This is a genomic window from Myxococcota bacterium (assembly GCA_035498015.1).
Lineage (GTDB): Bacteria > Myxococcota_A > UBA9160 > SZUA-336 > SZUA-336 > VGRW01.
On the sequence record DATKAO010000032.1, the window covers coordinates 1 to 22,351 of the forward strand.

A 22,351-nucleotide genomic window follows, 5' to 3' on the forward strand; every position below is an offset into this window, starting at 1 on the left:
GCGCTCGCGGCCTGCGCCACCGACTGAATCACTTCCCAGTCCAGGACGCTCGTCGTGTTTCCCTGCTCGTCGATGAACTGCACGGCGCCGTGGTTGGTGAACAGGAACTCCGATTCCTCGGGGAAGTAGGTGTGATCGTGAATCACACTCACGGGCTCCCAGCCGTAGTCACCGGCCAGCGCGGTGGTGCCGCCGTTCTGCACGCCGCCGCGGACTTCCATCTTGCCGCGGATCATGAAGTACTCGCCGGCGCCCAGATGGCGGTGGCGGGGGAACGAGGCGCCGGCGTCGGCCTGGAACAGCACCGTCCAGGTCCCGCTCTCGGCAGAGAGACGACACACCTTCATGCGGATGCCGGGGACCAGCACGGACCAGGGCAGCGAGCGGGTCGAGACGTACTCCTCGGACTGCGGGCGCACCATGACGGGCCTCCTCGATTCGGGGCGGACATCGTAGCGCGGCGGACGGGTCGGCCGTCTATGCTGGGCCGATGGTCGCGCCCAAGCCTGCGTACGAGCCCACCCTCGCGAGCCTGAAGCGGCATACGGCGCCGCCTTGGTACGACGAGGCCAAGCTCGGGATCTTCGTCCACTGGACCCCGGCCTCGGTGATCGGCTTTGCGCCGCGCGAGAAGGAGATCAACGAGCTGCTCGTCGAGCGCTACGACGACATGCAGGTCGAGGTGCCGTACACCGAGTGGTACGAGAACTCACTGCGCTTCCCGGGCTCGAGCGTCGCGAAGTACCACCGCGAGCACTTCGGCTCGAAGCCCATGCACGAATTCGCGGCCGACTTCGCCGCCGCGATCGACAAACACTGGGATCCCGAGGCGTGGGCCGACGCGTTTGCGGCGGCGGGAGCGCGCTACGTGGTGCTCGTGACCAAGCACCACGACGGCTTCTGCCTCTGGCCTACGCGCGTGCCGAACCCGAAGCGGCCCGGGTTCAACCTGCGGCGCGACGTGGTCGGCGAGCTGGCGCGCGCCGTGCGTGCGCGCGGCATTCGCTTCGGTGTCTACTACTCGGGCGGGCTCGACTGGACCTTCGACGCGCGGCCGATTGCGAACATTGGTGACTTGATCGCGGCCGCGCCCGGCGGCGCCTATCCGCGCTACGCGGACGCGCATTTTCGCGAGCTCTTGGAGCGCTACCGCCCCGACGTGCTGTGGAACGACATCTCGTGGGCCGGTGACCGGGGCTCCCTCTTGCGGCTGTTCGCCGACTACTACAACGGGAACCCGGACGGCCTGGTGAACGATCGCTGGACGCCCGTGTACCCGCTCGGCCGGCTGCTGCGCGTGGCGTTCCTGCGCAACTTGTTCAACCGGCGGGTCAAAGCGGCGGTGCTGAAGCACGGCGGCGCACTGACTCCGCCGCCCGCGCTTCACTCCGACACGCGCACGCCCGAGTACGCGACCTTCGCCGAGATCCGCGCCGAGAAGTGGGAGTGTGTGCGCGGCATGGACAAGAGCTTCGGCTTCAACCGCGCGTCGCTGCCCGGTGACTTCCTCTCGCGCGAGGCGCTGATCCACTCACTGGTGGACATCGCGTCGAAGAACGGAAACCTCTTGCTGAACGTCGGGCCGCGCGGCGAGGACGCGCAGATCCCGGATCCCCAGCTCGAGCGGCTGCGCTGGCTGGGCAGCTTCACGCGGCGCTACGGCGAGGCGCTCTACGGCACGCACCCGTGGCAGCGGGCGGAAGGGGAGACGGCCGAAGGCTGGAAGGTGCGCTTCACCGCCCGCGGCGAGACACTCTATGCCTGGCTGCTCGGCGCGCCCCGGGCACAGTCGACGATCGAGCTCCTCGGCCTGCGCGCCGACTCGGCGCAGCTCGCGGGCGGGCCTGCGCTCGCGCTCGAGCGCACCGGCCGCGGGACACGTTTCCTGCTCCCCGAGCTTCCCGACGAGCCGGCCCACGCCATCGCGCTGCGCGGGGTGAGCGCGCTCTAGCCTCCTCCATCCTGGGGAACCGAAACTGGCGGCGGAACTCGCGGCAGCAACGCCAGCTCCGGGAACCTCTTCAGGGCGCTTCTTCGATTCTTCGCCAGCGCGAGCCGGGCCGCTGTGGCGAAGGCTTGCTGGTGCTCCGTGAGTACCTTCTTTGGACTGCCGCTAAAGAGCGTCGTGGCCAAGATCGGGTCAGCCGGCGCGGGCGGGAGGTCTGCCCGCGCTTGGGAGAGAGTGAGCACCGACGAGAGACTCGCAATTCCCTGTTGCTTGCGGCGAGTGACTTCGTCCGAGTACTTGTCGGCTCCACCCGCGAACTTCTCGCCGATGAGCTGCAGAATCGAAGTGTGGTCGAAGACAAGATCGCTCACGCCCCCACGAGGCACCCATGGCGAGGCCACGAAGGTAGGAACCCGCACGCCGGTCGTCGTGAAGGCGTCCTTGTAGTGAGCGCCGTTCGGTGGATCCATCCGGACCGGGTGGGGCTCGACGTGGTCGAAAAAGCCGCCGTGCTCGTCGTAAGTCACGACGAGCAGAGTTCGTAGCCAGCGTTTGGGAACGTTGGCAAGCGCCGAGTAGATCATGTGCAAGAAGGCCTCTCCGGGGCCGATCGCGAGCGGCGGGTGGTTGTCGTTGGGCGTGAATCCCATGTGCACCGGTGAGTCCACGTATTCGGGCTCAACGAAGATGACCTGAGGGACGGTCTTCTTCTGAAGATCCGCCGGGAGATCGCGCACACTGCGAAAGTTCTTGCCGAGCGCGTGATCAGTGCCGAAGAGCAGGAAGAACGACAGACCGCTGTGGTAGACGCGCCAGGAGACGTGGTGTCGTTCGAGCCAGTCGAGCACGAGCTCGTCGTGGGGAATGATCCCGATGACGTTGTCCTCGATGAGCGAGTTGCCGCTGAAGGCCACGGCGCGATTGGGCTGAGTCCCTGCGGGGAGCGGCGAATACCAGTAGTTGCAGACCAGATACTCCGAGGCAAGGAACCCGGACATGCGAACGTCCTTCGGCGTGAGAAAGCCAAGGGGAGGTGGATCTTGGACCACGCTGTGGGTTGCCTCGACGTAGGCCTCGACGAAGCCAGACATGGTGGCCTGACCGTTCTGGACGGCGATCTGAGTCGCGATGCTCGCGCGCTCGTGTGGGAAGTCATGAGGCAGAGGCCCGTCGGGAGCCGCAAACGGCTTGTACGCCCTTTCCAGATAGAAGTTGTCGTAGTGATTGGTCGAAGCGGGGTCTGCGAGACCTTGGATCTCTGGGCGATTGCCATAGGCGGGGTGATGCAGGTGACCGAGCACGTTGTCGAAGGAACGGTTCTCCATCATCACGATCACGATGGTGTCGATGTCGTTGATCGTCGCCATCTGACCTATCTCGTGCAGAGTCTGTAGAACGTGAACTCGAGCCGCTGCCTCAATGAGCGAAGCGCCGAGTCACAAGACTCGCCCTGCGCGAGGCGCGAGTCCAGCTGCCAGGCGCCTCGCGCTGCGAGGCCGTTCAGTGCATCACTCTTGGCCCCAGGCGCGAGTGAAACGCGGCGCGCATCCTTCTCGATCTCGAGCGCCCGGTCCAGAGGATTTGCAACGGAGCCGACACGCAGCCCCGAGCCAACCTGCTGGTCGAGGTCGAGGCGGGCAGCAATGACACGTGTGTTCGCGTCACAGCTTGCGATGGCGCCGTAGCTCAGGGGCTGCAAAGGCTCGACGTTCACGTCGGCGTCTGCCGATGTGTCGCGCAACACGTTCCAAACCTTCAACGTGAAGCGGGTCGAGTGGGGAACCTGAAAGGAGCGCGTTCCCTCGGATGGCTGAGGGCCGGTCCCCGGCAGCTCCGGAGAGCTCTTGAGCGTCGCCCGGCCGAACACGTCCCAGTGGATGGAAACCGCCTCGCCTGCGCAGACCTCCAGAGGATCGACCCGGAATTCGCTGATGGAGGCGCAGCCGACACTGAGGCCGATTGCCAGCCAGCAGACCCAGAAGCGATGAGTCCTCACTTCGTGTCCTTCTTGCCTCCCACTCCCTGAGACAGAATGTACCCGGAGAGCGCGCCCAGGAGAGTGCCGATCGACTGCGATTCGATTCGGCCCGACAGCGCAAGCGCGAAGACCACGATGATCAGCAGCGTAGCCGACGCGAACTGCACCACCTGGCCCGAACGGACCCACTCTGCCTGAATCTCGGTTTCGAAGCGCCGGATCAGCAGGACGAGGGTCGAGACTCCGCCGAAGAACAGCGCCATCATCCAGGGGAAGCTCGTGATGAAGCGCCCGCGCGAGACGAGCTCCGAGAGCGTCGCTTCATTGGCGTGCGCGCGTTTTGCTCTGGCATCGATCAGTCTCACCGCGCACTTCTGCTGGGCCTCGTGCTCCTTGAACTGATCGATAGCGAGCTGGTCGGAGTAACCCCAGTAGTCGTAGACGGCATTGATGAGCTCGTCGCGCGGACCCGTCGCAGGAGCGGCGAAGTCTCTGCACAGGCGGGCGCGATCCTTGAAGCGCTCGAGCAGATCGTCGAGCTTGCCGGCGGCTTCCTTGGGCTGCTCGAACTGAAGTCTCGACATGAGCTGGACGTCGGCCTTGATGCTGTCGATGCGCTGTGAGAAGGCCTCCAAGCCGTCTTGAGTGCCGCAGTTCGGCGGCGTTTCCTTCAGCACTTTGAACCCGAGATCCAGTCGCGAGCGGGCGGGATCGGCGATCTGGGGCGGGTAGGCCAGGGGTGTCGCGCGCAGACTCTCGAGTCGAGACACCTCCCGTGAGTTGTCGAGCGCGAACCGGATCAGTGTTCCGGAGTCGTCCGAGTCAGCCTCGGCCGAGTCCGAAATGCTGCGCACTTCGCGATCGCAGTCGTTCGGGTCCGCGGGGACGGTCGCTTCATCGGCGAGCGCGTTTGCGGAGAGCGCGAGGAAGGCGACCGTTGCGGCAAAGCTAAGCAACTCCCGAGTCCTCGTAGAAGGCCGCGACGCCACCCGGAATCTCGTGCAGGTTCAGCTCGAGGCGCGCAAGCTCCCTCCCGTCCGGGGCGAGAACCTGGGCTCCCACCGTGAAGTAGCCCCAGGCCACGATTTGAAGCCGTGCAGCGCCGTCTACGAGTTGGACGGTCTCGACGTTGCGAGCGAATGTAGGGTGAAGCAAGAAACGCACCGAGCCCGTGCGAGACGGGACGGTAGTCGAGCTAGTGACTCGTAGATCGATCCAATTCGCTCTGTTGTCGATCTGTGGCGCTGGCTGGATGGCTGCGGACAACGTGTAGCCATTGGCCGCGCTCTGTCCGTTGGCGTAGCCGGCATGGGGATCGGACTCCCACATCTCCTGGGCGTTCTTGTAGCCTTCGCGTGCGGGCGCAGTCACTGGATTGCGCGCCGCCGCGGCTACCACGGCCGCGGTCTGCGATACGTCGGCGAGCTTCTTCTCGAACATCTTCTGCAGCCGCCCCAGTACGCCCGACTCGGCGTATGCGAGCGCCGGTCCGAGATACAGCCGCGTGGCCAGGTAGATGCCGAGAAATCCAAAGACCGGATAGAAGATGACCAGAGCCACCGCCGCGGCCTTCGCGCCCTCTCCGGTACAGGCCGCCCCAGCGCACTCGCCGAGCGAGCCGCGGACCGACTCGGCCAACTCCAAGCCGAGGCTCTTGATCGTGCCCAGCTCGACGAGCGAGATCCCGACCAGCGCCTTCGTGAGCCAGTCGGAGATCTGCGCCAGGCTGTCGTTCACCAGGGGGCGATAGATCGGCGCCTTGGCGTCCGAGCTCCCGGCATCCGCAGAGATGTCCGCGCCATTCTCGTGGACACGCGGCAGTCCGAAGAGGAAGCCGGGAACGGCACCTACGGCAGTGAGTGCCAGGCTCCACAGCGCGCCGGCGAACGCTGGGCGCCACCCGAGCTGCAGGGCGAAGAGCACGACGAGGAAGGTACTGGCTCCCCAGGTTGCAAGGAGGATCCAGGCCAGCTGGAGTGAGGTCTCTTCGGATGCATCCGTCGTGTCTGCTGCCACGCCGGCGATTCAATCACTGACCTCAGGGCGTCAACAAGTGATTCGCTCGAGATCCCAAGTTGTCGCCAGGTTCCGAAGCCGCGTCCTTGCTCGGCTCGTGCCGGATCGTCCACTCGAGATCGGTGTTGGTCGAGATCCCTTTGTCGCTGTCGATCCGGCCGAAGTCACGCGGGACCGCTTGGTGGTGCGCGCAGGCGGAGAGCCCGAGCGAAGCCAGGACCCAGACCCAAGCCACGACGAGCGACTTCATCGCGCCGCGGCCTCCGAATTCGTGAGATCGAAGCTCGAGCCGCCCGCGTCGCCGAGCTGCGGATACTTGTCCATCAGCTCGACGATCGCTCGAACCATCTCCTCGAGTGTCTGCTGGGTCGCGCGGTCCAGGGCGATGTTGTAGGGGCCGGTCACGGAGGCGATCTGACCACCTCGCCAGCCTTTCACGAAGAAGCCGCGGTCGGCCTCGAGGCCGGTGTCGCTCGACACGCGCAGGCGCACGAACAGGTCGGCCTCGAGACTTCCCGTCCAGAAGCCGTGGATGGGCTCGACGAAGAGCTTGGCGAGGGAGCCCTCGACTCGCAGCGCGCCAGGCTTGTGCGGCGCGTCGGGCGTGAGCACGGTGAAGCCGGTCGTGCGGAGCTCGTTGGCCAGGATCTGCGCGAGCCACACGTTGGGATCGCCCTGGCAGACCGCGTCTGCGGTATCCATGTCGTAGCCGTTGGTCTGCATGCCGCAGCGCCACTTGGTCTCGCGCTCGTCTGCGAACGGACTCACTACGACGACCTGCCGGCCGTTGCCACCGGTCACGGGATGCTCGAGCCCACGCGTGGGCAGCGTGAGGTCGATGTTCGAGAAGGCGCAAGCGCTCGACAGCAAGGAGGTTGCGAGGAGTAGGAGTAGGAGTGGCGAGCGTAGCTGGAACATCGCGACGCAGGATACTGCCTCTCTCGACGCTCCGGGTGCAAGAGCGCTTGCGGGTCAGGGGCGTGTCTGGCCAGGGCGTGTCTGGCCAGGGCGTGTCTGGGACTGACTCTTCTGTTCTCGCTCGTGGCGGCGTCGAGCCGCGCGGGCATGGAGGGAAGAGGATGAGACGAGATCTGCTCGCCGCATCGGTGTTGCTCTCCGCAGCGCTCGCCTGGCTGGCGCTCACGGTGCGCGCCGACGACCTGTCACCCTCGACGCCCGGCGTGACCGTTCAGACCGAGCAGCCGGCGGCGCGCTAGCTTTCGCAGACCACGCCGCATCCTTCTAAGGATGCGGGGCAGGCGGAGCGCTGCGCCGCGCGAACGAGATGATGTAGGCCTGGGTGCGCAAGAGGATCAGCGGGTCGTCCGAAGGCGCGATCCCGTCCGTGAGCAGGGTGGGCAGGAAGAGCAGCTTCTTCTGCGCTTCGGCGCTGTCGGGGTCCGCCTTGGTGAGGGTGAGCACGCCGAGCGGCGCGATCGGGCGGTCGTCGGGCCAGGCCTGTGTCGCATCCCGGGTCGGATCGGAGGGCGCTGCGAGCTGCGCCTTCAGCTGAAAAGTCACCGGCCCTTTCGCGAGCCGTTTCTGCAGCTCGTCGGCGAGATAGTCCGGGGGTAGCTTCGCCGCATCCTCGGCACTCAGGTGCACCAGCTTCTCGGGGGAGATCACGTAGCGCACCGCCTGCTTCTGACCCGCCGCGTTGCTGAACACGAAGGCGTTCACGCCGTGGTACTCCTCGTCGGCGAAGCTTCCGGGAATGCCCACGCTGCCCAGCGCCTTGGGCACGCTCGGGTGACTCGCGATGAAGGTGTCGAGCGGGGTGGGCTTGGGCGCGTCGGGCGGGCTCGCGGCAATCGCCAGGTGCAGATCGCGGAACTCTTCGCCGGTCGCCACCGGAAAGGTCTTGAGCGAGTTCGTGACCATGTCGGTGTCTCCGCCCGCGAGATGGAACTTGACGGCCAGTCCGTGCGGGTTGGCCCCGGGGGAGAGGTCCGGTACGGTCGGGACGCCACCCGCGTCGGAGAAACGGACGGTGACCGGGACCTTCCCGCTCGAGAACAGCGGCGAGACACTGAGCTTCGAGGCTTCGGGCGCAGGCTCGAAGCTTCCCTCTGCCACGATGCCCTTCGCGTGGTTGGCCCGGAAGCCGGGGTGCACACCGTAGACCTTGTTCATGGCGTCGACGATCTGCACCGCGAGCGAGTCATCTGCGCGGCCCGTGACAGCGGTCGTCAGGATCGCAGCGGCCAGCGTCGTCGCTCGCAGAATTCTCATAGGTGTAGACATGATCGGCCGAGCTTAGCAGGCCGCGCGGCGCTCGTGACCCCGCTACAATGAAACGAGGGGGGAGATTCATGCGGATCACGTCGCTCTTGCTGCTCGGACTGGCGCTGCTCGCGATCGCGCGGGTGAGCCACGCCGAGGTGAAGGCGGGGGACGTGATCACCGCCGCGAACGCGAGCGCGGTGCACGGGCTGATTCCCGACGAGCTGGTCCAGTACACGATCCAGAACTTCCCCGAGCTCGAGATGAAGATCGTGGCCACGGAGTCCTTCACGCCCGACGTGAAGTACGTCGACGCGACCGTCCGCTACGCCTGCCAGGCGAAGATCGGGCCGCGCGGGGAGCTCTTGAACTACACCGCCGGCCAGCCCTTCCCGTTCTCGGAGTGGGCCAAGGCGGCGACCGAGCACAAGTGCGACCTCAGCGCCGACGACCCGCAGGTCGCGCTCAAGCTGGCCTGGGATTTCAACTACCGCTGGCAGGCGGGCGGGACTCACATGCCGCACACCGGGCAGAGCTACTGGCGCGGGAAGGGCGACAACACCTGGAAGATCGCGCAGGGCCAGTACCGCCGGACCTACTTCAGTCACCGCGCCGATCTCCTGCCGCAGACCACCGACCTCGTGCCCAATACCGACCTCGAGTACGCCGAGTACAACGAGACCGCGGCGCCCTTCGACATTCGCGGGCAGCGCTTCCTCGTGTACCGCTACAAGAACGCGCTCGAGCGCGACGACGACGCCTGGGCCTACATTCCGCAGCTGCGCCGAGTGCGGCGGATCTCGGCCACCGAGCGCGCCGACTCACTCTTCGGCACGGACTTCACGTTCGAGGACCTGTATCTGTTCTCGGGTCACATCTGGGAGCACGACTGGAAGTACCAGGGCGACCAGACGGTGCTGGCGGCCATGGACTCGCAGCGCAAGTGCTTCCCGCTGAACGTCTCGGGCTGGAACGCCAACGAGATCGCCCAGCTCGGCAACGACGCGCAGTTCCTGGCCTGCAAGTGGGGCCCCTACCGGGCGCTGCCGTTCGTGGGCGAGACCTGGCAGAAGCGCGTGGCCGTGAAGCTCGAGCAGGTGCCCAAGAGCCCCTCGCACCCCTACAGCCGGCGCATCCTCTGGTACGACAAGGAGACCTTCTCGCCGCTGATGGGTCTCTCGTGGGACCGCGAGGGCAAGCCGTTCCGACTCACCTGGTACGTCGGCCGCTGGAGCGAGCACACCGGCATCGCGGGCGACCGGGGCAAGCGCGTGAATCACATGGCGGCCTCGATGGTCGTGAACGTTCGCGACCAGCTCTCGAACCTGTTCCTGTTCTACAGCGCGAACGCGCAGACCTTCGGCGCGGCGGAGTCGCTGAAGTACTTCGACACCACGCGGCTCAAGACGGAAGGGCGTTGAAGCTCAGCCACGCGCAGAAGGCGGCATTCCGCGAGCAGGGCTACTTCAAGCTCGGCCGCGTGTGGAGCGACAGCGAGCTGGCGGAGATCGGCGCCGCCTACGACGCGGCGCTCGCGAGCCCCATGCGCATCGGGGAGCTCGGCAAGTCGAAGTTCGAGTACGGCCCGCTGCTCCAGCTGCGCGATCCCGTGCTGCGCCGCTACGCGAGCTCGCGCGCACTGGTCGAGCCGCTAGTCGACCTGCTCGGCCCCGACGTGCGGCTGTACTGGGACCAGGCGGTGTCGAAGCCGCCGGGCACCGGCTCGGAGACACCCTGGCACCAGGACAACGGCTACGGCGAGGTCGTGCCCGCCGAGTATGTCACCACGACGCTCGCGCTCGACGCGATGACGCTCGAGAACGGCTGTCTCTGGATCCAGCCCGGCAGTCACCACGCCGGACCCCGGCCGCATCGCGACACGGGCGGCTTCTTCCAGATCGGCTACGACGGCGACGAGCGGGGCGAGCCCCTGGTGCTGGGCGCGGGCGAGGTCGGTGTGTTCTCGTCACTCACCATGCACCGCGCGGGCGCGAACCCGAGCAGCGGCCCGCGCCGCTCGTGGGTGATCCAGTTCATTCCCGCGCATGCGCGCAAAGGCGAGGGCGGCCCGCTCTTCGACGACCGGCTCTGGGTCGCGCGCGACGGGCGCGTGGTCGACGAGCCGTGGTCGGAGCGGCCGTTCGATCTCTCCGGTATGTGAGCCACGCACGCGCATGGCGCTGGAGGTAGACTGCGTCGCCGTGAGTCCGCTTGCGGCGGCTGGGGGGGTCTGGGCGTGCACCTTCGGGGGTGCGCTCGCGGGCATGCTGCTGGGCGCGGCCTTGCCGGCCCATCACCTGAACGAGGCGTCGAAGAGCACCGTGAACGTGGGCATCGCGCTGATCGCGACCATGACCGCGCTGATCCTCGGCCTCGTGACCGCATCGGCCAAGTCCACCTTCGACGCGTCGGATCAGGACGTGCGGCGGATCTCGGCCGAGGTTCTGTCGCTCGATCGGATCCTGGCGCGCTACGGGCCGGAGACGGCTCCCGTGCGCAAGGCCCTGCACGACGCACTCGCGGCACGGGTCGAGCGGGTCTGGCCCCCGAGTGGCGATGCGGTCGCCGATTTCGACCCGGTCCAGGGCGGGGCCGAGCTCGAGCAGCTGGTCGCGGCCCTGCACGGCCTGACTCCCAAGACCGATGACCAGCGCTGGCTCCAGGGCCGCGCCGAGGAGACCGCCGAGTCACTGTTGGCGTCGCGCTGGCTCGCCTTCGGTGACACGCACGGTTCGGTGCCGCACGCCTTGCTCGTGATCGTGGTCTTCTGGCTGTCGATCACGTTCGTGAGCTTCGGCATGTTCGCGCCGCCCAACGGGACGGTGCTGACCATCCTGTTCCTGTGCGCGCTCTCGGTCGCGGCCGCAGTGTTCCTGATCCTCGAGCTCGAACAGCCCCTCACGGGCCTGATCCGGATCTCACCGGAGCCCCTGCGCTACGCGATCGCGCACCTCGCGCAGTAGGCCTACGGTCCGCTGAACACCTTGCCCGAGGGGTTGCCATCCTTCGGCAGCGACATGTAGGCGGTCTTCGGGTCGTACTGACTCGCGCCTTGCTCGACCCAGCGCGCCAGCTCGGCGCGGCCGACGACGAACCAGTGCACCTCGTCGGGGCCGTCCGCCAGGCGCAGCGTGCGCTGACTCGCGTACATGTCGGCGAGCGGCGTCCACTGCGAGACACCGGTCGCGCCGTGGATCTGGATCGCCTCGTCGATGATCTTGCACACGCGCTCGGGCACCATGGCCTTGATCGCGCTCACCCACACGCGCGCCGCCTGGTTGCCGAGCACGTCCATGGCCTTCGCGGCCTTCAGCACCATCATGCGCATGGCCTCGATCTCGACGCGGGCGCGCGCGATCACCTCGGTGTTCTTGCCCAGGTCGGACAGGCGCTTGCCGAACGCCTGCCGAGTGAGTCCGCGTTTGGCCATGAGCTCGATCGCGCGCTCGGCGGCGCCGATCGAGCGCATGCAGTGGTGGATGCGGCCCGGGCCCAGGCGCACCTGCGAGATCTCGAAGCCGCGGCCTTCGCCGAGCAGCATGTTCTCTTTCGGTACGCGGCAGTCGGTGAAGCGGATGTGCATGTGACCGTGCGGCGCGTCGTCTTTGCCGAACACGTGCATGGGGCCCAGGATCTCGAAGCCCGGCGCGTCGGTCGGGACCAGGATCTGTGACTGGCGCAGATGCGGCGGCGCGTCGGGGCTGGTCTGCACCATCACGATCATGATCTTGCAGCGCGGGTCACCGACGCCCGAGATGTAGTACTTCTCGCCGTTGATCACCCACTGATTGCCCTCGAGCACGGCCTGACACGAGATGTTCTTCGCGTCGGAAGAGGCCAGGTCGGGCTCGGTCATGGCGTACGCGGAGCGAATCTCGCCCTGCAGCAGCGGCTCGAGCCAGCGCTTCTTCTGCTCGGGCGTGCCCACGCGCTCGAGCACCTCCATGTTGCCCGTGTCGGGCGCCGAGCAGTTGAGACACTCCGACGCCAGGGGGTTCTTGCCCAGCTCGGAGGCGATGTACGCGTAGTCCAGGTTCTTCAGGCCCTCGCCGGTGTCGGCGTCGGGCAGGAAGAAGTTCCACAGGCCCTGCTTCTTGGCCTTGGCCTTGACTGAGTCGAGCAGCTCCAGCTGACCCGGCGCCCACGACCAGCGCTCGGCGCGGTTCGCGCCCAGCCGGAAGAACTCGTAGGTGATCGGCTCGACCTCCTTCTTCACGAATTCCTTGACGCGCGCGAGCAGCGGCTTCGCGCCCTCGGACATGCGCAGGTCGAACAGCTCGTCGGGGTTCTCGAGTCCGGCCACGGGGGTCTCCTTCGTCTGCTGGATCGCAGGCACAAGGATACTAGAGCCGCGCGACTAGTTCTTCGGCGCGGTCCAGAGCCGGGTGCGACGCGTCGCCAGGTGCACCTCGCGCAGGAAGAACGCCAGGCCGACGACGAGCGCCAGGGTCGAGCCGGTGAACAGCCCGCCCACGAGCCAGTGGAGCGGCGCCCCGATCATGTACTCGAGAAACAGCGACGCGATCACCGTGCACAGCAACAGGGCGGCCACCGTGCACGCGGTGATGGCGATGCCCACGCAGCGTCTGCGCCGCTCCAAGTCGACCAGCTCGCGCTCGACGTCGGCCGTCGGCGCCACGCCCGGGCGGCCCTCGGTGAGTGCGCGGCCGCGGTCGACGATCCGCGAGAGCCGGCCGGTCATCACGTTCAGCATGCCGGCGATGCCGGTCAGCAGGAACACGGGCGCGAGCGCGAGCTGGATCGCCCGGGGCAGGTCGTTGATCGCGTCGGGGTAGGGCATGGCTGGTGACTGAGTCGCTAGCGGACTGCGAGCTTGGCGAGCCAGCGGTCCGCGAAGCGGGCGGCGTGCCCGGCCGAGGAGGCGCGGTCGGCGGCCGCTGCCGCGCCCAGCGCGCCGCGCACCGCGAGCCAGCGCAGCGGCTCCGGCTCCCACGCGCGCGAGGGCGCGCCGACCAGCGCGAGCTTCGTGCGTTCGGTGTCTGCACCCGCGATCAGCTCGGCGAGCGTGTGGCCGGCCAGGTTCGAGGCTGCGACGCCCTCGCCGAAGTAGCCGCCGATCCAGCCCAGCCCGCGCGCGCGGTCGAGCCCCACGCGCGTCTGCAGGTTGCGCGGGACGCCCAGCGTTCCCGCCCAACGATGCGTGATGCGCGCGTCGCCGAGCGGAGGCAGGAGCGCGCGCACGATGCGCTCGAGCTCGGCGAAGTTCTCGTGAGTCACCGGGAAGTCGCGCAGGATGCGCGAGCCGTAGCGGTAGGTCCCGCAGCCGCCGAACGCGAGCCGGCCGTCGGCCGTGCGCTGGCCGTAGGTCGTCACGCGCCGGCCGTCGCCGAAGGTTTCGGCGTTCGGCAGCCCGATCTCCTTCCACACCGAGTCGGGCAGCGGCTCGGTCGCGAGCATCCACGAATGCATCGGCAGGAGCGCGCGGTGGTGACCGGGCAGCTCGGGGGTGTAGCCCTCGGTGGCGCGCACCACGAGCGGCGCGCGCACGGTGCCGCGCGCGGTCTGCGCGAAGCCGGGCTCGAGCCGGAGCACCGGAGACCCCTCGAAGATGCGCACGCCCAGGCGCTCGACACACTCGGCGAGACCGCGCGCCAGCCGGGCGGGGTGGAGCGCCGCGCAGTGCGGCGTGTACATGCCGCCGCGGCCCCCGGCGAGCCGCACGTGAGTCGCGGCCTCGTCCGGCTCGAGCCAGCGGAAGTTCTCGCTCCCGAACCAGTCCGCGAGTGAGTCGCTGAGCTTGCGCAGGTCGCGCTCTTCGGCCCGGGTCACTGCGACTCGCGCCGAGCCGCCCTTGCGAAAGTGGCAGTCGATGCCTTCCGCCGCCGCCACGCGGCCGACCTCGTCGACCGTGGCGTACATCTCGCGCTGCAGCGCGAGCCCGTCGGCGCGACGCTCCGGCCGGTGCATCAGGCCCTCGACCCCGGCCAGGAGACCGACGCACCAGCCGCCGTTGCGACCCGAGGCGCCGTATCCGGCGACCTCGGACTCGACGATCCCGATGCGCAGCTCGGGGCGCAGGCGCTTCAGGTAGTACGCGGTCCACAGCCCCGAGTAGCCCGCGCCCACGATCGCCACGTCGAAGTCCGCGTCGCCCTCGAGCGGCGCGCGCGGCTGGACCGCGCCTTCGGGCAGTGTGTCGAACCAGAGCGAGACTTCGCGGTAGTCGGGCGTGCGCATGCTGCGATTCTAGCTGTGGCAATGAACCTCGCCGGAGGGGTAAAACCGGACTTCGGAGAGGTGATCGACCATGCCCGCGAGCGAGGAAACGGCCCCCAAAACCGACCCCCACCCGGCGCCCCCGCCCGCGAGAGCGCTCTCCCGTCGTCCGGGCGTGCTCGCCGGCTCGGCGCTCGCTGCCCTGGTGGCGCTCTTCCTGCTCGTGCCGCGCCTCTACCGCGCCTTCACCACGGTCTCGACCGACGACGCCTACGTGAGTGGCCACGTGACCTACGTGGCGGCGCGCGTGCCGGGTCAGGTGGCCCGGGTGCTGGTCGACGACAACAACCGCGTGCACAAGGGCGACCTCTTGGTGGCGCTCGACAAGGAGCCGTACGAGGTGCGGGTCTCGATCGCGCAAGCGGCCGTGACCTCGGCGCAGGCCAACTTCGACGCCATGCTGGCGCAGACACGAGGCCTGGCCGCTGACGCGCGCAGCCTGCGTTACACGCTGCAGCGTGCCGGCGAGAACGTGAACGACCAGGTCGCGCTGCTCCACGCCAAGATCGCCACGCTCGAGTCGAAGAAGGCCACCCTGGCGCGCGTGGAGGTCGACTACAAGCGCGCGGAGGCTCTGGTGAAGGCCGACGCCGCCAGCCGCCAGCAGTTCGACAACGCGAACGAGGCGCGCCGCGTGGCGCAGGCCGAGGTCGAGCGCGCGCAGCAGGAGGTGTACCAGGTGCGCGTGGGCCTGGGCCTCTCGCCGCAGCCGCCGCCGGGTGAGGACCTGGCTTCGGTTCCGCGTGACTTGCAGCAGACCTACTCGAAGGTGAAGGAGGCGCAGGGCAAGCTGATGCAGGTCGCGTCGCGGCTGGGCGTGGTGCAGCCCTTCAACGTCACTCCCGAGGAGATGCTCGCCGAGTTCTACCGCCGCGACCCCGACGGCAACGTCGACCGCATTCTCGAAGCGCTGGTCCGCAGCGCCCCCGCCGTGAAGCAGGCCGAGGCCAAGGTGGGGGAGGCGCAGCGCAACCTCGACGAGGCGCAGCTGCGCCTGCGCTACTGCGACGTGGTGGCGGAGATCGACGGCGTGGTCACGCGCCGCAGCGTGAACCCGGGCAACAACATCGTCGAAGGTCAGTCACTCATGGCGCTGCGCTCGCTCTCCGAGATCTGGGTCGATGCCAACTTCAAGGAGACCCAGCTCGCCTCGCTGCGCATCGGCCAGCCGGTGGACCTCGACGTCGACATGTACGGCAGCGCGAAGCGCTTCCAGGGCCGCATCAGCGGCTTCGCCAACGGCACGGGCGCGACGCTGGCGCTGCTCCCGCCCGAGAACGCCACGGGCAACTTCGTGAAGGTGGTGCAGCGGCTGCCGGTGCGCATCGACCTGGTCGACTACGACCCCAATCAGACGCCGCTCTTCGTGGGTCTCTCGGTCACGCCGCGCGTGCACGTGCACGAGACACCGACCGGACCCCACGCGGGGCAGGTGCTGCAGCCCTATCTCGCCGCCCCCGAGGCTGCAAAGACCGGACAGTGAACCCCTGGCTCGTCGCGGCGGCCGTCGTCGTGCCCACCTTCATGGAGGTGCTGGACACGACCATCGCCAACGTGGCGCTGCGCTACATCTCCGGAGGGCTCTCGTCGCCGGCCACGGACAGTGAGTGGGTGATCACGAGCTACCTCGCCGCCAACGCGATCGTGCTGCCCATCTCGGGCTGGCTGGCCGCGCGCCTGGGCCGGCGCAACTACTTCCTGACGTCGATCGCGGTGTTCACGATCGCGTCGGCGCTGTGCGGCATGGCCCCGAGCCTGGGCTTCCTGATCGGCGCGCGCGTATTGCAGGGCCTGGCCGGCGGCGGGCTCCAGCCCTCGAGTCAGGCGATCCTGCTCGACGCCTTCCCGGTCGAGAAGCAGGGCGCCGCGCAGACCGTGTTCGGCGTGGCCGCGCTGCTGGCGCCGGTGTTCGGACCGACGCTGGGCGGATACATCACCGACAACTACGGCTGGGAGTGGATCTTCTACCTGAACGTGCCGGTGGGTCTGTTCGCGTTCCTGACCTGCCGCAGGCTGGTCCGGGACCCCGAGTATCTCGTGGCGGAGCGCGAGCGCAGCCGCAGCCAGCGCCGGCCGTTCGACACGCCGGGGCTCGTGCTGCTGGCCGTGACGATGATTTCCTGGGAGATCCTGCTCAGCAAGGGGCAGGAGTGGGACTGGCTGGGAGATCCCTTCCTCCGGATCCAGACGCTGCTGGCGTTGTTCGTGCTCGGGCTGGGCGGGCTGGTCTGGCGCGAGCTGCGCGTCGCGAACCCGCTGGTGAACCTGCGGACGCTCGCCGACCGGAACTTCCGCTCCTGCTGCATGATCATCTTCGTGCTGTTCGGCGTGCTCTACGCCAACACGGTGACGCTCCCGGCGCTGCTGCAGTCACTCTTCGGCTACGACGCCACCACCTCGGGGCTGGTGCTGTCGCCGGCCGGGCTCGCGGCCGTCGTCATGCTGGTGGTCTCGGGCACGCTCCTGCAGCGCGGAGTCGACGCGCGCTACCTGATGAGCGCGGGCGTGATCCTGCTGGCCGTGGGCAACTTCTGGCTGGGACAGCTCACGCTCGACGTCGGCCCGTGGCACGTGGTGTGGCGGCGGCTGGTCGTGGTTGCCGGTCTGTCCATGTGCTTCCCGCCGTTGAACGTGGCGGCCTTCCTCTATCTGCCCAAGGAGACGCGGGGCGCGGCGGTGGGGCTGCTTGCGCTCTTGCGCAACGAGGGCGGCAGCGTCGGGACGTCGCTCGCGCAGATCATCCAGCAGCGCCGCGAGCAGTTCCACACGCTGCGGCTGGGCGATGGTCTCGACGCGCTGAACCCGGCGCTCGCCGACTGGCTACGGCGCGCGCAGGAGTTCTTCATGCAGCAGACCGGCGACGCGCCGCTCTCGAGCCAGCTCGCGCTCGAGGCGCTGGCCCGCCTGCGCCAGCGGCAGGCGCTGTCACTCGCGTTCTTCGACGTGTTCGTGATCCTGGCGGTCGTCTCGGTCGTGCTGGTGCCGCTCCTGCTCTTGATGCGCCGCTCGGTCGCCGACAAAGGGGCTCACGTCGCGGCCGAGTGACCCTCCGCGGACAGCCGCGCGTAGTAGCGGCCCAGCAGGAGCACCATCGCCGTCACGCCCACGAACCCGAGCAGCATGACCGCGCCGAGCGGCGCGCCCAGCCCGACCAGCCCCGCCGCGGTGAGACAGCCCGCGCAGCAGCCCACGTCCCAGCCGCCTTCGGCGGCGATGTGGAAGCGCAGCGTGCACGGCGAGAGCTTGGCCAGGTTGTAGACCGGCACCATCTGCACCGGCACGAGCAGGCACAGAGCCACCGCGCCCAGCGCGTTGGCCGACACGGCGAGCCACGGCGTGGTGAGGCTCACCGCGCGCGTGAGCAGAGTCGCCGAGACCACCGTGAACGCGATCGACACGCCGTGACGCCAGTGACCCGCGTCGATGTGCCGGCCGAGGAACAAGCCGCTCACCGCCCCCACGAGCGCGGCCAGCGCCATCGCGCCGCCGTAGGCGGCGAGGTTGGAGCCGAGCGACAGGAAGAGCGCGATCTGCCACAGCATCTGGAAGGAGACCGCGAACCAGCCGTCGCTCATGAACAGCCACAAGCCGGGCAGTGACTCCCGGAGTGCGCCGGGCGCGCGCTCGGGGATGGTGACTTGCGGCAGCGCGAACAAGGGCAGGGCCGCCAGCGCCTGCACCGCTCCCACCGTGCCGAACGCCACCGTGGGGCCGAACGCGGTGAGCAGCCAGGCGCCGGCCAGCGGCGCGACGATGCCCACCACCGTGCCCAGCGCCATGCCCGCGCTGATCTGGTGGCCGCGGTGCTCGCTGTCCCCCACCGCCGCGTAGTAGGCGTGCTGCGAGGTCCAGTAGAAGGTGCCGCCGAGCGCGGCCACCAGACAGTAGACCAGCAGTGACTCGTCGACGCCGTGCACCCGCGCCAGCAGTGGATACTCGATCGCCATCACCAGGTTGCCCGCGATGATCGCGGGCCGCAGCCCGAGTCCGCGCGCGAAGGGCAGGACCGCCGGCCGGATCGCGAACCGGCCGGCGACGATGAGCGCCATCGCGCACAGACTCGCGGGGATCGAGAAGCCCGCACGCAGCAGATAGATCAGCACGAACAGTCCGCCCATGCCTTCGGCCAGGGAGCGGATGCCCGCGTGGAAGTTGAGCCAATTGACCGCGCGGTTGCGCAGGAATGCCATGGGAGCCGCCTTCGAGTGAGAGGAAAGGGAACGGGGCAGTCTCTAGCTGCGAGTTCTTTCCGTGCTCATCATCAGCGCACCTCGTACTGGCACCGGCAATATATCATGCTCAGGCTCGAATCGAGGGAGGGAGTCATGTCTCGAATCGCCACAGCCCTGGCGCTGATGGCCCTCTGGGCTGCGCCCGCGTTCGGCCGCGACGTGTGCGTGACGGACGATCTCAAGAACCCCAACCGCTTCGTGTTCTCGGGCGTCAGCGTGCCGCCCAAGGGCAAAGCGCACTCGGTCGCCGGGGTCTATCTGAGCGGGAGCGGGCCGTCTGCGCCGTTCAGCGGATCGATCTACCGCAGGAAATCCGACGGCATGCTCGAGATCGGGGTCTTCGTCCACTCGATGCTCGGCAACGCGAATGATTTGACGGCCGTCTGGGTCGGCGACCCTTCGGAGTTCAAGGGCACGGGCAAGTACGATTCGGACGGGGACTTCTTTCCCGACGTCGGTCTCAACGCCGTGGAGTTCTCGGGCATCGAGTGCAGGACGGTCGTGTTGCCTTGATGTGCGCGGGCAATCGAGTGAGCATCCGGCGCGCCATCGTGAGCGCGGCGTTGGCCCTGGCGCTGGCGGGCTGCATCACGCAGTCCGGCGAACAGCAGCTCGGCGACGAGGAGGCCAAGAAGGTCGAGGAGCAGATGGGCTTCGTGCGCGATCCCGCGCTCGTGGCCTACGTGCGCGCGCTCGGCGCGAAGCTCGTGGCCGTGTCGGAGCGGCCCGAGGGCCCCTGGACGTTCGAGGTGGTCGACACGCGCGAGCCCAACGCGTTCGCGCTGCCGGGCGGGCACGTGTACGTGACGCGCGGGCTGCTCGTGCTGACGAACTCGGAGGACGAGCTCGCGGGCGTGATCGGGCACGAGATGGCGCACGTGACCGCGCGCCACTCGGTGAAGCGCATCGGGGCGGCGGTCGCGACCGCGCCCGTGACGATCGCGACCGGTCTCGCGGGCTTCGCGGTCGGCATCGTGAGCCCCATGCTCGGCAGCGCCGTGGCGGGCACGGGGGAGATGATCACGAACGGGCTCGTGATCGCGCCGTACAGCCGCGAGCAGGAGCACGATGCCGACGAGATCGGTCAGGCACTCGCGGCCAAGGCGGGCTACGACCCCGCCGCGCTCGCGCGCTTCCTGCACACGCTCGACCGCGACTTCGCGCTGCAACCGGGCGAGAAGCGGACCTTCCACTTCCTCGACAGTCACCCGCTCACTCCGGATCGCGTGGCGCGGCTCGAGGAGCGCGCGCCCACGCTGACTCGCGCCGCGTCGAGTCCGATCGCGGCGGGCCGGAGCGCGTTCGTGACTCGGCTCGACGGGCTCGTGGTCGGTGAGGACCCGGCCCAGGGCGTGTTCCAGAACGAGCGCTTCCTGCACCCCGACCTCGGCTTCGCGCTCGACTTCCCGGCCGGCTGGACCACGCAGAACACGAACGAGTCCGTGGGCGCGATCAGCCCGTCGAAAGACGCGGCGGTCGTGCTCCACCTGGCCGCGCAGGACTCGAGCCTCGATCAGGTGTTGAAGGAGCTGACCGAGAAGCAGAGCGACTTGAGCTTCGAGCGCATCCGGGTGAATGGCCTGCCCGCGGCGCGCACCACGCTCTCGGGGCGGGGCCAGGTCAACGTGATCACGCTGATCGAGCTCCAGAAGACCGTCTATGGCGTGGTGGGCCAGAGTGCGGACTCGACCGCCAAGCAGTACGGCCGCGTGTTCCGCAGCACGGCAGGCAGCTTCCGCGCGCTGTCCGCGAAGGAGCGCCAGTCGATCCGCGAGTCACGGCTGCGAGTGCGGCCGGCGCGCGCAGGCGAGACACCGGCCGCGATCGCCAAGCGCACGAGCTCGACCTGGGACGCCGACCGCGTGGCGGTGGCGAACGGCGTCGCCGCGACCGACGCCTTCCAGGCGGGCTGGCCGGTGAAGCTGGCCTTGCCGCAGGCCTACGCGCCGCGCGGCCGCTGAGCCGCGGCGGGAGTCACTCCCGGGTCTGCTGCCGGAGCTCTTCCTGGCCCTGCGAGGCGAGCAGCGGACCGTGGGTGTCGCGCACGTCGACCACGGCCTCGACCGAGAGTCCCATGCGCAGCGGCTTGTCGGCGGGGCGCGGTGTGTCGAGCACGAGCTTCACCGGCACGCGCTGCACCACCTTCACCCAGTTGCCCGTGGCGTTCTCGGGCGGCAGCAGCGCGAAGGCGGCGCCGGTGCCCATGGCGAGTGAGTCGACGTGGGCGTGGAAGACCGTGCCGGGGTAGATGTCGGCTCGGACCTCGGCGGCCTGGCCCACGCGCAGGTCTTCGAGCTGGGTCTCCTTGAAGTTGGCAGTCACGTACAGCTCCGACGGCGGCGGCACCAGGTTCATGAGCGGCTGCCCGGACTGCACGCGGTCGCCCACCTCGACGTGCTTGTTGATCACGGTGCCGGCGAGCGGCGCGCGGATCTCGGTGTACGACAGGTCGAGCTTGGCGGCCGCGACCGCGGCCTCGGCCTCGTGCACGAGCGGCGTGTCGTAGGGATCGGCGGCGTCGGGCGCGGCGCCGAGCGCTGCGGAGGCCTGCTGCACGCGGTGCTCGGACAGGTCGCGGTCCGCGCGCGCGACGCGCAGCGCGGTGCTCGCGTGGTCGTAGCTCTCGCGCGAGTTCACGCCCGCCTTCGTGAGCTTCTCGGCGCGCGCGAAGTCGAGCTCGGCCTGGTGGAGCTTTTCGTCCGAGAGCGCGAGGGCAGACACGGCAGCCCCGTACTCGGCGTGGAGCTGGTCGACGGTCTGGCGCGCGCGCTCGAGCCGCGCCTGCGCCTCGTCGAGCTTCACTTGGAAGTCGCGCGGGTCGAGCTGCACCAGGGGCTGGCCCGGCTCGACCGACCAGTTGCTGCCGACCCCGACCGAGATCACCGTGCCCTCGATGCGCGGAGTCACCGTGGCGGTGCCGCCGTCCACGTAGGCGTCGTCGGTGGACGCATGCGCGCGCGCGAACGCCAGCCAGCGGACGCCGAACGAGAGGGCGAGGGGCAGGGCGACGAGCGCCACCAGGACCACGATCCTCATTCGGCGCGAAAGGCCGCGCAGCGACTTCGGAGTGAATCGCTCCAGGGTCATGACCGCCCTCGCGCGAGCGCGCCGCGCAGAAACAAGTTCGAGATCACCGACACCACGTCATCGTCCGACATGGGGTGCAGCTCGCGCTCGCCCATGAGCTCCTGCGAGAGCAGGAACGACCAGAGCATTCCGAACAGGCACTGCGCGCTGGCCCACGGGTCGGCGGTCGAAAGCTCACCGCGCGCCATGCGCGACTCGAGGTAGTCGGCGAGCGCCTGGTAGGCCGGCATCCGCACACGCTGGGCGTAGAGCCGGGCGCGCTCGGGCACGCTCTGGACCTCGCGCACCAAGACCCGCGCCAGCTCGCGCCGCTCGCGGATGCGCGGCCAGATCGCCCCCACCAGGGTAGGGATGCCGCGCTCGGCAGGCAGCGCGCGCACCCCGTCGATCAGCTCCGACAGCTCGGGCAGCAAGCTGAAGCGCTGGACCAGCTCCTGGAGGAGCGCATCTTTGGTGGGGAAGTACGTGTAGAGACAGGCTTTCGAGACGCCGACCGTGTCGGCCACCGCGTCCATCTTGGTCTCGGCGAAGCCGCCGCTCGAGAACACCTTGAGGGCGGCCTCGAGGATCTGCTCGCGGCGGGCCTCGGCGTACTCCTCGCGTTTGCTTGCGGCGACTCTGGGCATGCCT

At 68.6% G+C, this 22,351-nt stretch carries 23 protein-coding genes; 9 read left to right on the plus strand and 14 right to left on the minus strand.

The features are described from left to right. A partial coding sequence (locus VMR86_02490) for a 2,4'-dihydroxyacetophenone dioxygenase family protein (protein HTO05898.1) occupies positions 1-422 on the minus strand: 422 nt, incomplete at its 3' end. A gap of 68 nt (positions 423-490) precedes the next feature. Between VMR86_02490 and VMR86_02495 the strand changes: the two genes are divergently transcribed. Then, on the plus strand, positions 491-1,951 hold the full coding sequence (locus VMR86_02495; protein HTO05899.1) for an alpha-L-fucosidase: 1,461 nt from the start codon (positions 491-493) through the stop codon (positions 1,949-1,951). Here VMR86_02495 and VMR86_02500 read toward each other — a convergent pair. Genes VMR86_02500 through VMR86_02525 form a run of 6 tightly spaced genes read right to left on the minus strand, consistent with a single transcriptional unit; the run spans position 1,948 to position 6,812 of the window. Then, positions 1,948-3,315 (minus strand): alkaline phosphatase family protein, encoded by a 1,368-nt coding sequence (locus VMR86_02500; protein HTO05900.1) that lies wholly within the window; start codon positions 3,313-3,315, stop codon positions 1,948-1,950. The genes VMR86_02495 and VMR86_02500 overlap by 4 nt on opposite strands. A 5-nt stretch (positions 3,316-3,320) precedes the next feature. Next, entirely contained in the window at positions 3,321-3,944 is a 624-nt protein-coding gene (locus VMR86_02505) for a hypothetical protein (GenBank protein ID HTO05901.1), read from the minus strand. Further along, positions 3,941-4,882, minus strand: coding sequence for a hypothetical protein (locus VMR86_02510; protein HTO05902.1), 942 nt, complete (start codon positions 4,880-4,882; stop codon positions 3,941-3,943). The genes VMR86_02505 and VMR86_02510 overlap by 4 nt, the downstream gene beginning before the upstream one ends. After that, positions 4,875-5,942, minus strand: coding sequence for a pYEATS domain-containing protein (locus tag VMR86_02515; protein ID HTO05903.1), 1,068 nt, complete (start codon positions 5,940-5,942; stop codon positions 4,875-4,877). The genes VMR86_02510 and VMR86_02515 overlap by 8 nt, the downstream gene beginning before the upstream one ends. 22 nt (positions 5,943-5,964) lie before the next feature. After that, positions 5,965-6,192, minus strand: coding sequence for a hypothetical protein (locus tag VMR86_02520; GenBank protein ID HTO05904.1), 228 nt, complete (start codon positions 6,190-6,192; stop codon positions 5,965-5,967). Next, positions 6,189-6,812 (minus strand): hypothetical protein, encoded by a 624-nt coding sequence (locus VMR86_02525; GenBank protein HTO05905.1) that lies wholly within the window; start codon positions 6,810-6,812, stop codon positions 6,189-6,191. Before VMR86_02525 ends, VMR86_02520 begins: the two co-directional genes overlap by 4 nt. Positions 6,813-7,021: 209 nt before the next feature. Here VMR86_02525 and VMR86_02530 point away from each other — a divergent pair, with 209 nt between their 5' ends. After that, positions 7,022-7,159, plus strand: a complete 138-nt coding sequence (locus tag VMR86_02530; protein ID HTO05906.1) for a hypothetical protein — start codon at positions 7,022-7,024, stop codon at positions 7,157-7,159. Positions 7,160-7,184: 25 nt separating this feature from the next. On the opposite strand, the gene VMR86_02535 is transcribed toward VMR86_02530, so the two are convergent. Next, positions 7,185-8,174: a catalase family peroxidase gene (locus VMR86_02535; protein HTO05907.1), complete on the minus strand. Its 990-nt coding sequence runs from the start codon at positions 8,172-8,174 to the stop codon at positions 7,185-7,187. An 80-nt stretch (positions 8,175-8,254) separates the two neighbouring features. On the opposite strand from VMR86_02535, the gene VMR86_02540 reads away from it, so the two are divergent. From VMR86_02540 to VMR86_02550, 3 genes are read left to right on the plus strand one after another with little or no spacing between them, the layout of a single operon-like run. Continuing rightward, entirely contained in the window at positions 8,255-9,586 is a 1,332-nt protein-coding gene (locus VMR86_02540; GenBank protein HTO05908.1) for a DUF1329 domain-containing protein, read from the plus strand. Continuing rightward, positions 9,583-10,326 carry a phytanoyl-CoA dioxygenase family protein gene (locus VMR86_02545; GenBank protein ID HTO05909.1) on the plus strand — a complete coding sequence of 248 codons (744 nt, stop codon included), beginning with the start codon at positions 9,583-9,585 and terminating at the stop codon, positions 10,324-10,326. The genes VMR86_02540 and VMR86_02545 overlap by 4 nt, the downstream gene beginning before the upstream one ends. Before the next feature lie 40 nt (positions 10,327-10,366). Beyond that, a complete protein-coding gene (locus tag VMR86_02550) occupies positions 10,367-11,128 on the plus strand; it encodes a hypothetical protein (GenBank protein ID HTO05910.1) in 762 nt (253 codons plus the stop codon). 2 nt (positions 11,129-11,130) lie between these two features. Here VMR86_02550 and VMR86_02555 read toward each other — a convergent pair whose 3' ends face one another. The 3 genes from VMR86_02555 to VMR86_02565 all read right to left on the minus strand — a co-directional run bounded on the left by VMR86_02555 (position 11,131) and on the right by VMR86_02565 (position 14,363). Then, positions 11,131-12,426, minus strand: a complete 1,296-nt coding sequence (locus tag VMR86_02555; protein HTO05911.1) for an acyl-CoA dehydrogenase family protein — start codon at positions 12,424-12,426, stop codon at positions 11,131-11,133. 96 nt (positions 12,427-12,522) lie between these two features. Further along, positions 12,523-12,966: a DUF2721 domain-containing protein gene (locus VMR86_02560; protein ID HTO05912.1), complete on the minus strand. Its 444-nt coding sequence runs from the start codon at positions 12,964-12,966 to the stop codon at positions 12,523-12,525. Positions 12,967-12,983: 17 nt separating this feature from the next. Continuing rightward, positions 12,984-14,363 carry an FAD-binding oxidoreductase gene (locus tag VMR86_02565; GenBank protein ID HTO05913.1) on the minus strand — a complete coding sequence of 460 codons (1,380 nt, stop codon included), beginning with the start codon at positions 14,361-14,363 and terminating at the stop codon, positions 12,984-12,986. A 154-nt stretch (positions 14,364-14,517) separates the two neighbouring features. Between VMR86_02565 and VMR86_02570 the strand changes: the two genes are divergently transcribed. After that, entirely contained in the window at positions 14,518-15,885 is a 1,368-nt protein-coding gene (locus tag VMR86_02570; protein ID HTO05914.1) for an HlyD family secretion protein, read from the plus strand. Further along, the gene (locus VMR86_02575) at positions 15,882-17,447 is read left to right on the plus strand and encodes a DHA2 family efflux MFS transporter permease subunit (GenBank protein ID HTO05915.1); all 1,566 of its coding nucleotides are present in this window, start codon (positions 15,882-15,884) and stop codon (positions 17,445-17,447) included. Before VMR86_02570 ends, VMR86_02575 begins: the two co-directional genes overlap by 4 nt. On the opposite strand, the gene VMR86_02580 is transcribed toward VMR86_02575, so the two are convergent. Continuing rightward, positions 17,429-18,592 (minus strand): hypothetical protein, encoded by a 1,164-nt coding sequence (locus VMR86_02580; GenBank protein ID HTO05916.1) that lies wholly within the window; start codon positions 18,590-18,592, stop codon positions 17,429-17,431. The two genes, VMR86_02575 and VMR86_02580, sit on opposite strands and share 19 nt — an antisense overlap. Before the next feature lie 135 nt (positions 18,593-18,727). Here VMR86_02580 and VMR86_02585 point away from each other — a divergent pair, with 135 nt between their 5' ends. Both VMR86_02585 and VMR86_02590 read left to right on the plus strand, forming a co-directional pair. Next, on the plus strand, positions 18,728-19,147 hold the full coding sequence (locus VMR86_02585) for a hypothetical protein (GenBank protein ID HTO05917.1): 420 nt from the start codon (positions 18,728-18,730) through the stop codon (positions 19,145-19,147). 38 nt (positions 19,148-19,185) lie between these two features. Beyond that, complete coding sequence (locus VMR86_02590; GenBank protein ID HTO05918.1) at positions 19,186-20,595, plus strand: M48 family metalloprotease; 1,410 nt, start codon at positions 19,186-19,188, stop codon at positions 20,593-20,595. A 13-nt stretch (positions 20,596-20,608) separates the two neighbouring features. Here VMR86_02590 and VMR86_02595 read toward each other — a convergent pair whose 3' ends face one another. Next, positions 20,609-21,670, minus strand: coding sequence for an HlyD family secretion protein (locus VMR86_02595; GenBank protein ID HTO05919.1), 1,062 nt, complete (start codon positions 21,668-21,670; stop codon positions 20,609-20,611). A gap of 47 nt (positions 21,671-21,717) precedes the next feature. Beyond that, positions 21,718-22,347: a TetR/AcrR family transcriptional regulator gene (locus VMR86_02600; GenBank protein HTO05920.1), complete on the minus strand. Its 630-nt coding sequence runs from the start codon at positions 22,345-22,347 to the stop codon at positions 21,718-21,720. Positions 22,348-22,351 lie beyond the last annotated feature (4 nt).

Excerpts from the sequence above, each read along its gene's own strand:
- VMR86_02495 (HTO05899.1), top strand. The coding sequence starts at position 491 with ATGGTCGCGCCCAAGCCTGCGTACGAGCCCACCCTCGCGAGCCTGAAG.
- VMR86_02500 (HTO05900.1), bottom strand. The coding sequence starts at position 3,315 with ATGGCGACGATCAACGACATCGACACCATCGTGATCGTGATGATGGAG.
- VMR86_02520 (HTO05904.1), bottom strand. The coding sequence starts at position 6,192 with ATGAAGTCGCTCGTCGTGGCTTGGGTCTGGGTCCTGGCTTCGCTCGGG.
- VMR86_02530 (HTO05906.1), top strand. The coding sequence starts at position 7,022 with ATGAGACGAGATCTGCTCGCCGCATCGGTGTTGCTCTCCGCAGCGCTC.
- VMR86_02535 (HTO05907.1), bottom strand. The coding sequence starts at position 8,174 with ATGAGAATTCTGCGAGCGACGACGCTGGCCGCTGCGATCCTGACGACC.
- VMR86_02540 (HTO05908.1), top strand. The coding sequence starts at position 8,255 with ATGCGGATCACGTCGCTCTTGCTGCTCGGACTGGCGCTGCTCGCGATC.
- VMR86_02555 (HTO05911.1), bottom strand. The coding sequence starts at position 12,426 with ATGTCCGAGGGCGCGAAGCCGCTGCTCGCGCGCGTCAAGGAATTCGTG.
- VMR86_02560 (HTO05912.1), bottom strand. The coding sequence starts at position 12,966 with ATGCCCTACCCCGACGCGATCAACGACCTGCCCCGGGCGATCCAGCTC.
- VMR86_02565 (HTO05913.1), bottom strand. The coding sequence starts at position 14,363 with ATGCGCACGCCCGACTACCGCGAAGTCTCGCTCTGGTTCGACACACTG.
- VMR86_02580 (HTO05916.1), bottom strand. The coding sequence starts at position 18,592 with ATGGCATTCCTGCGCAACCGCGCGGTCAATTGGCTCAACTTCCACGCG.
- VMR86_02585 (HTO05917.1), top strand. The coding sequence starts at position 18,728 with ATGTCTCGAATCGCCACAGCCCTGGCGCTGATGGCCCTCTGGGCTGCG.
- VMR86_02595 (HTO05919.1), bottom strand. The coding sequence starts at position 21,670 with ATGAGGATCGTGGTCCTGGTGGCGCTCGTCGCCCTGCCCCTCGCCCTC.
- VMR86_02600 (HTO05920.1), bottom strand. The coding sequence starts at position 22,347 with ATGCCCAGAGTCGCCGCAAGCAAACGCGAGGAGTACGCCGAGGCCCGC.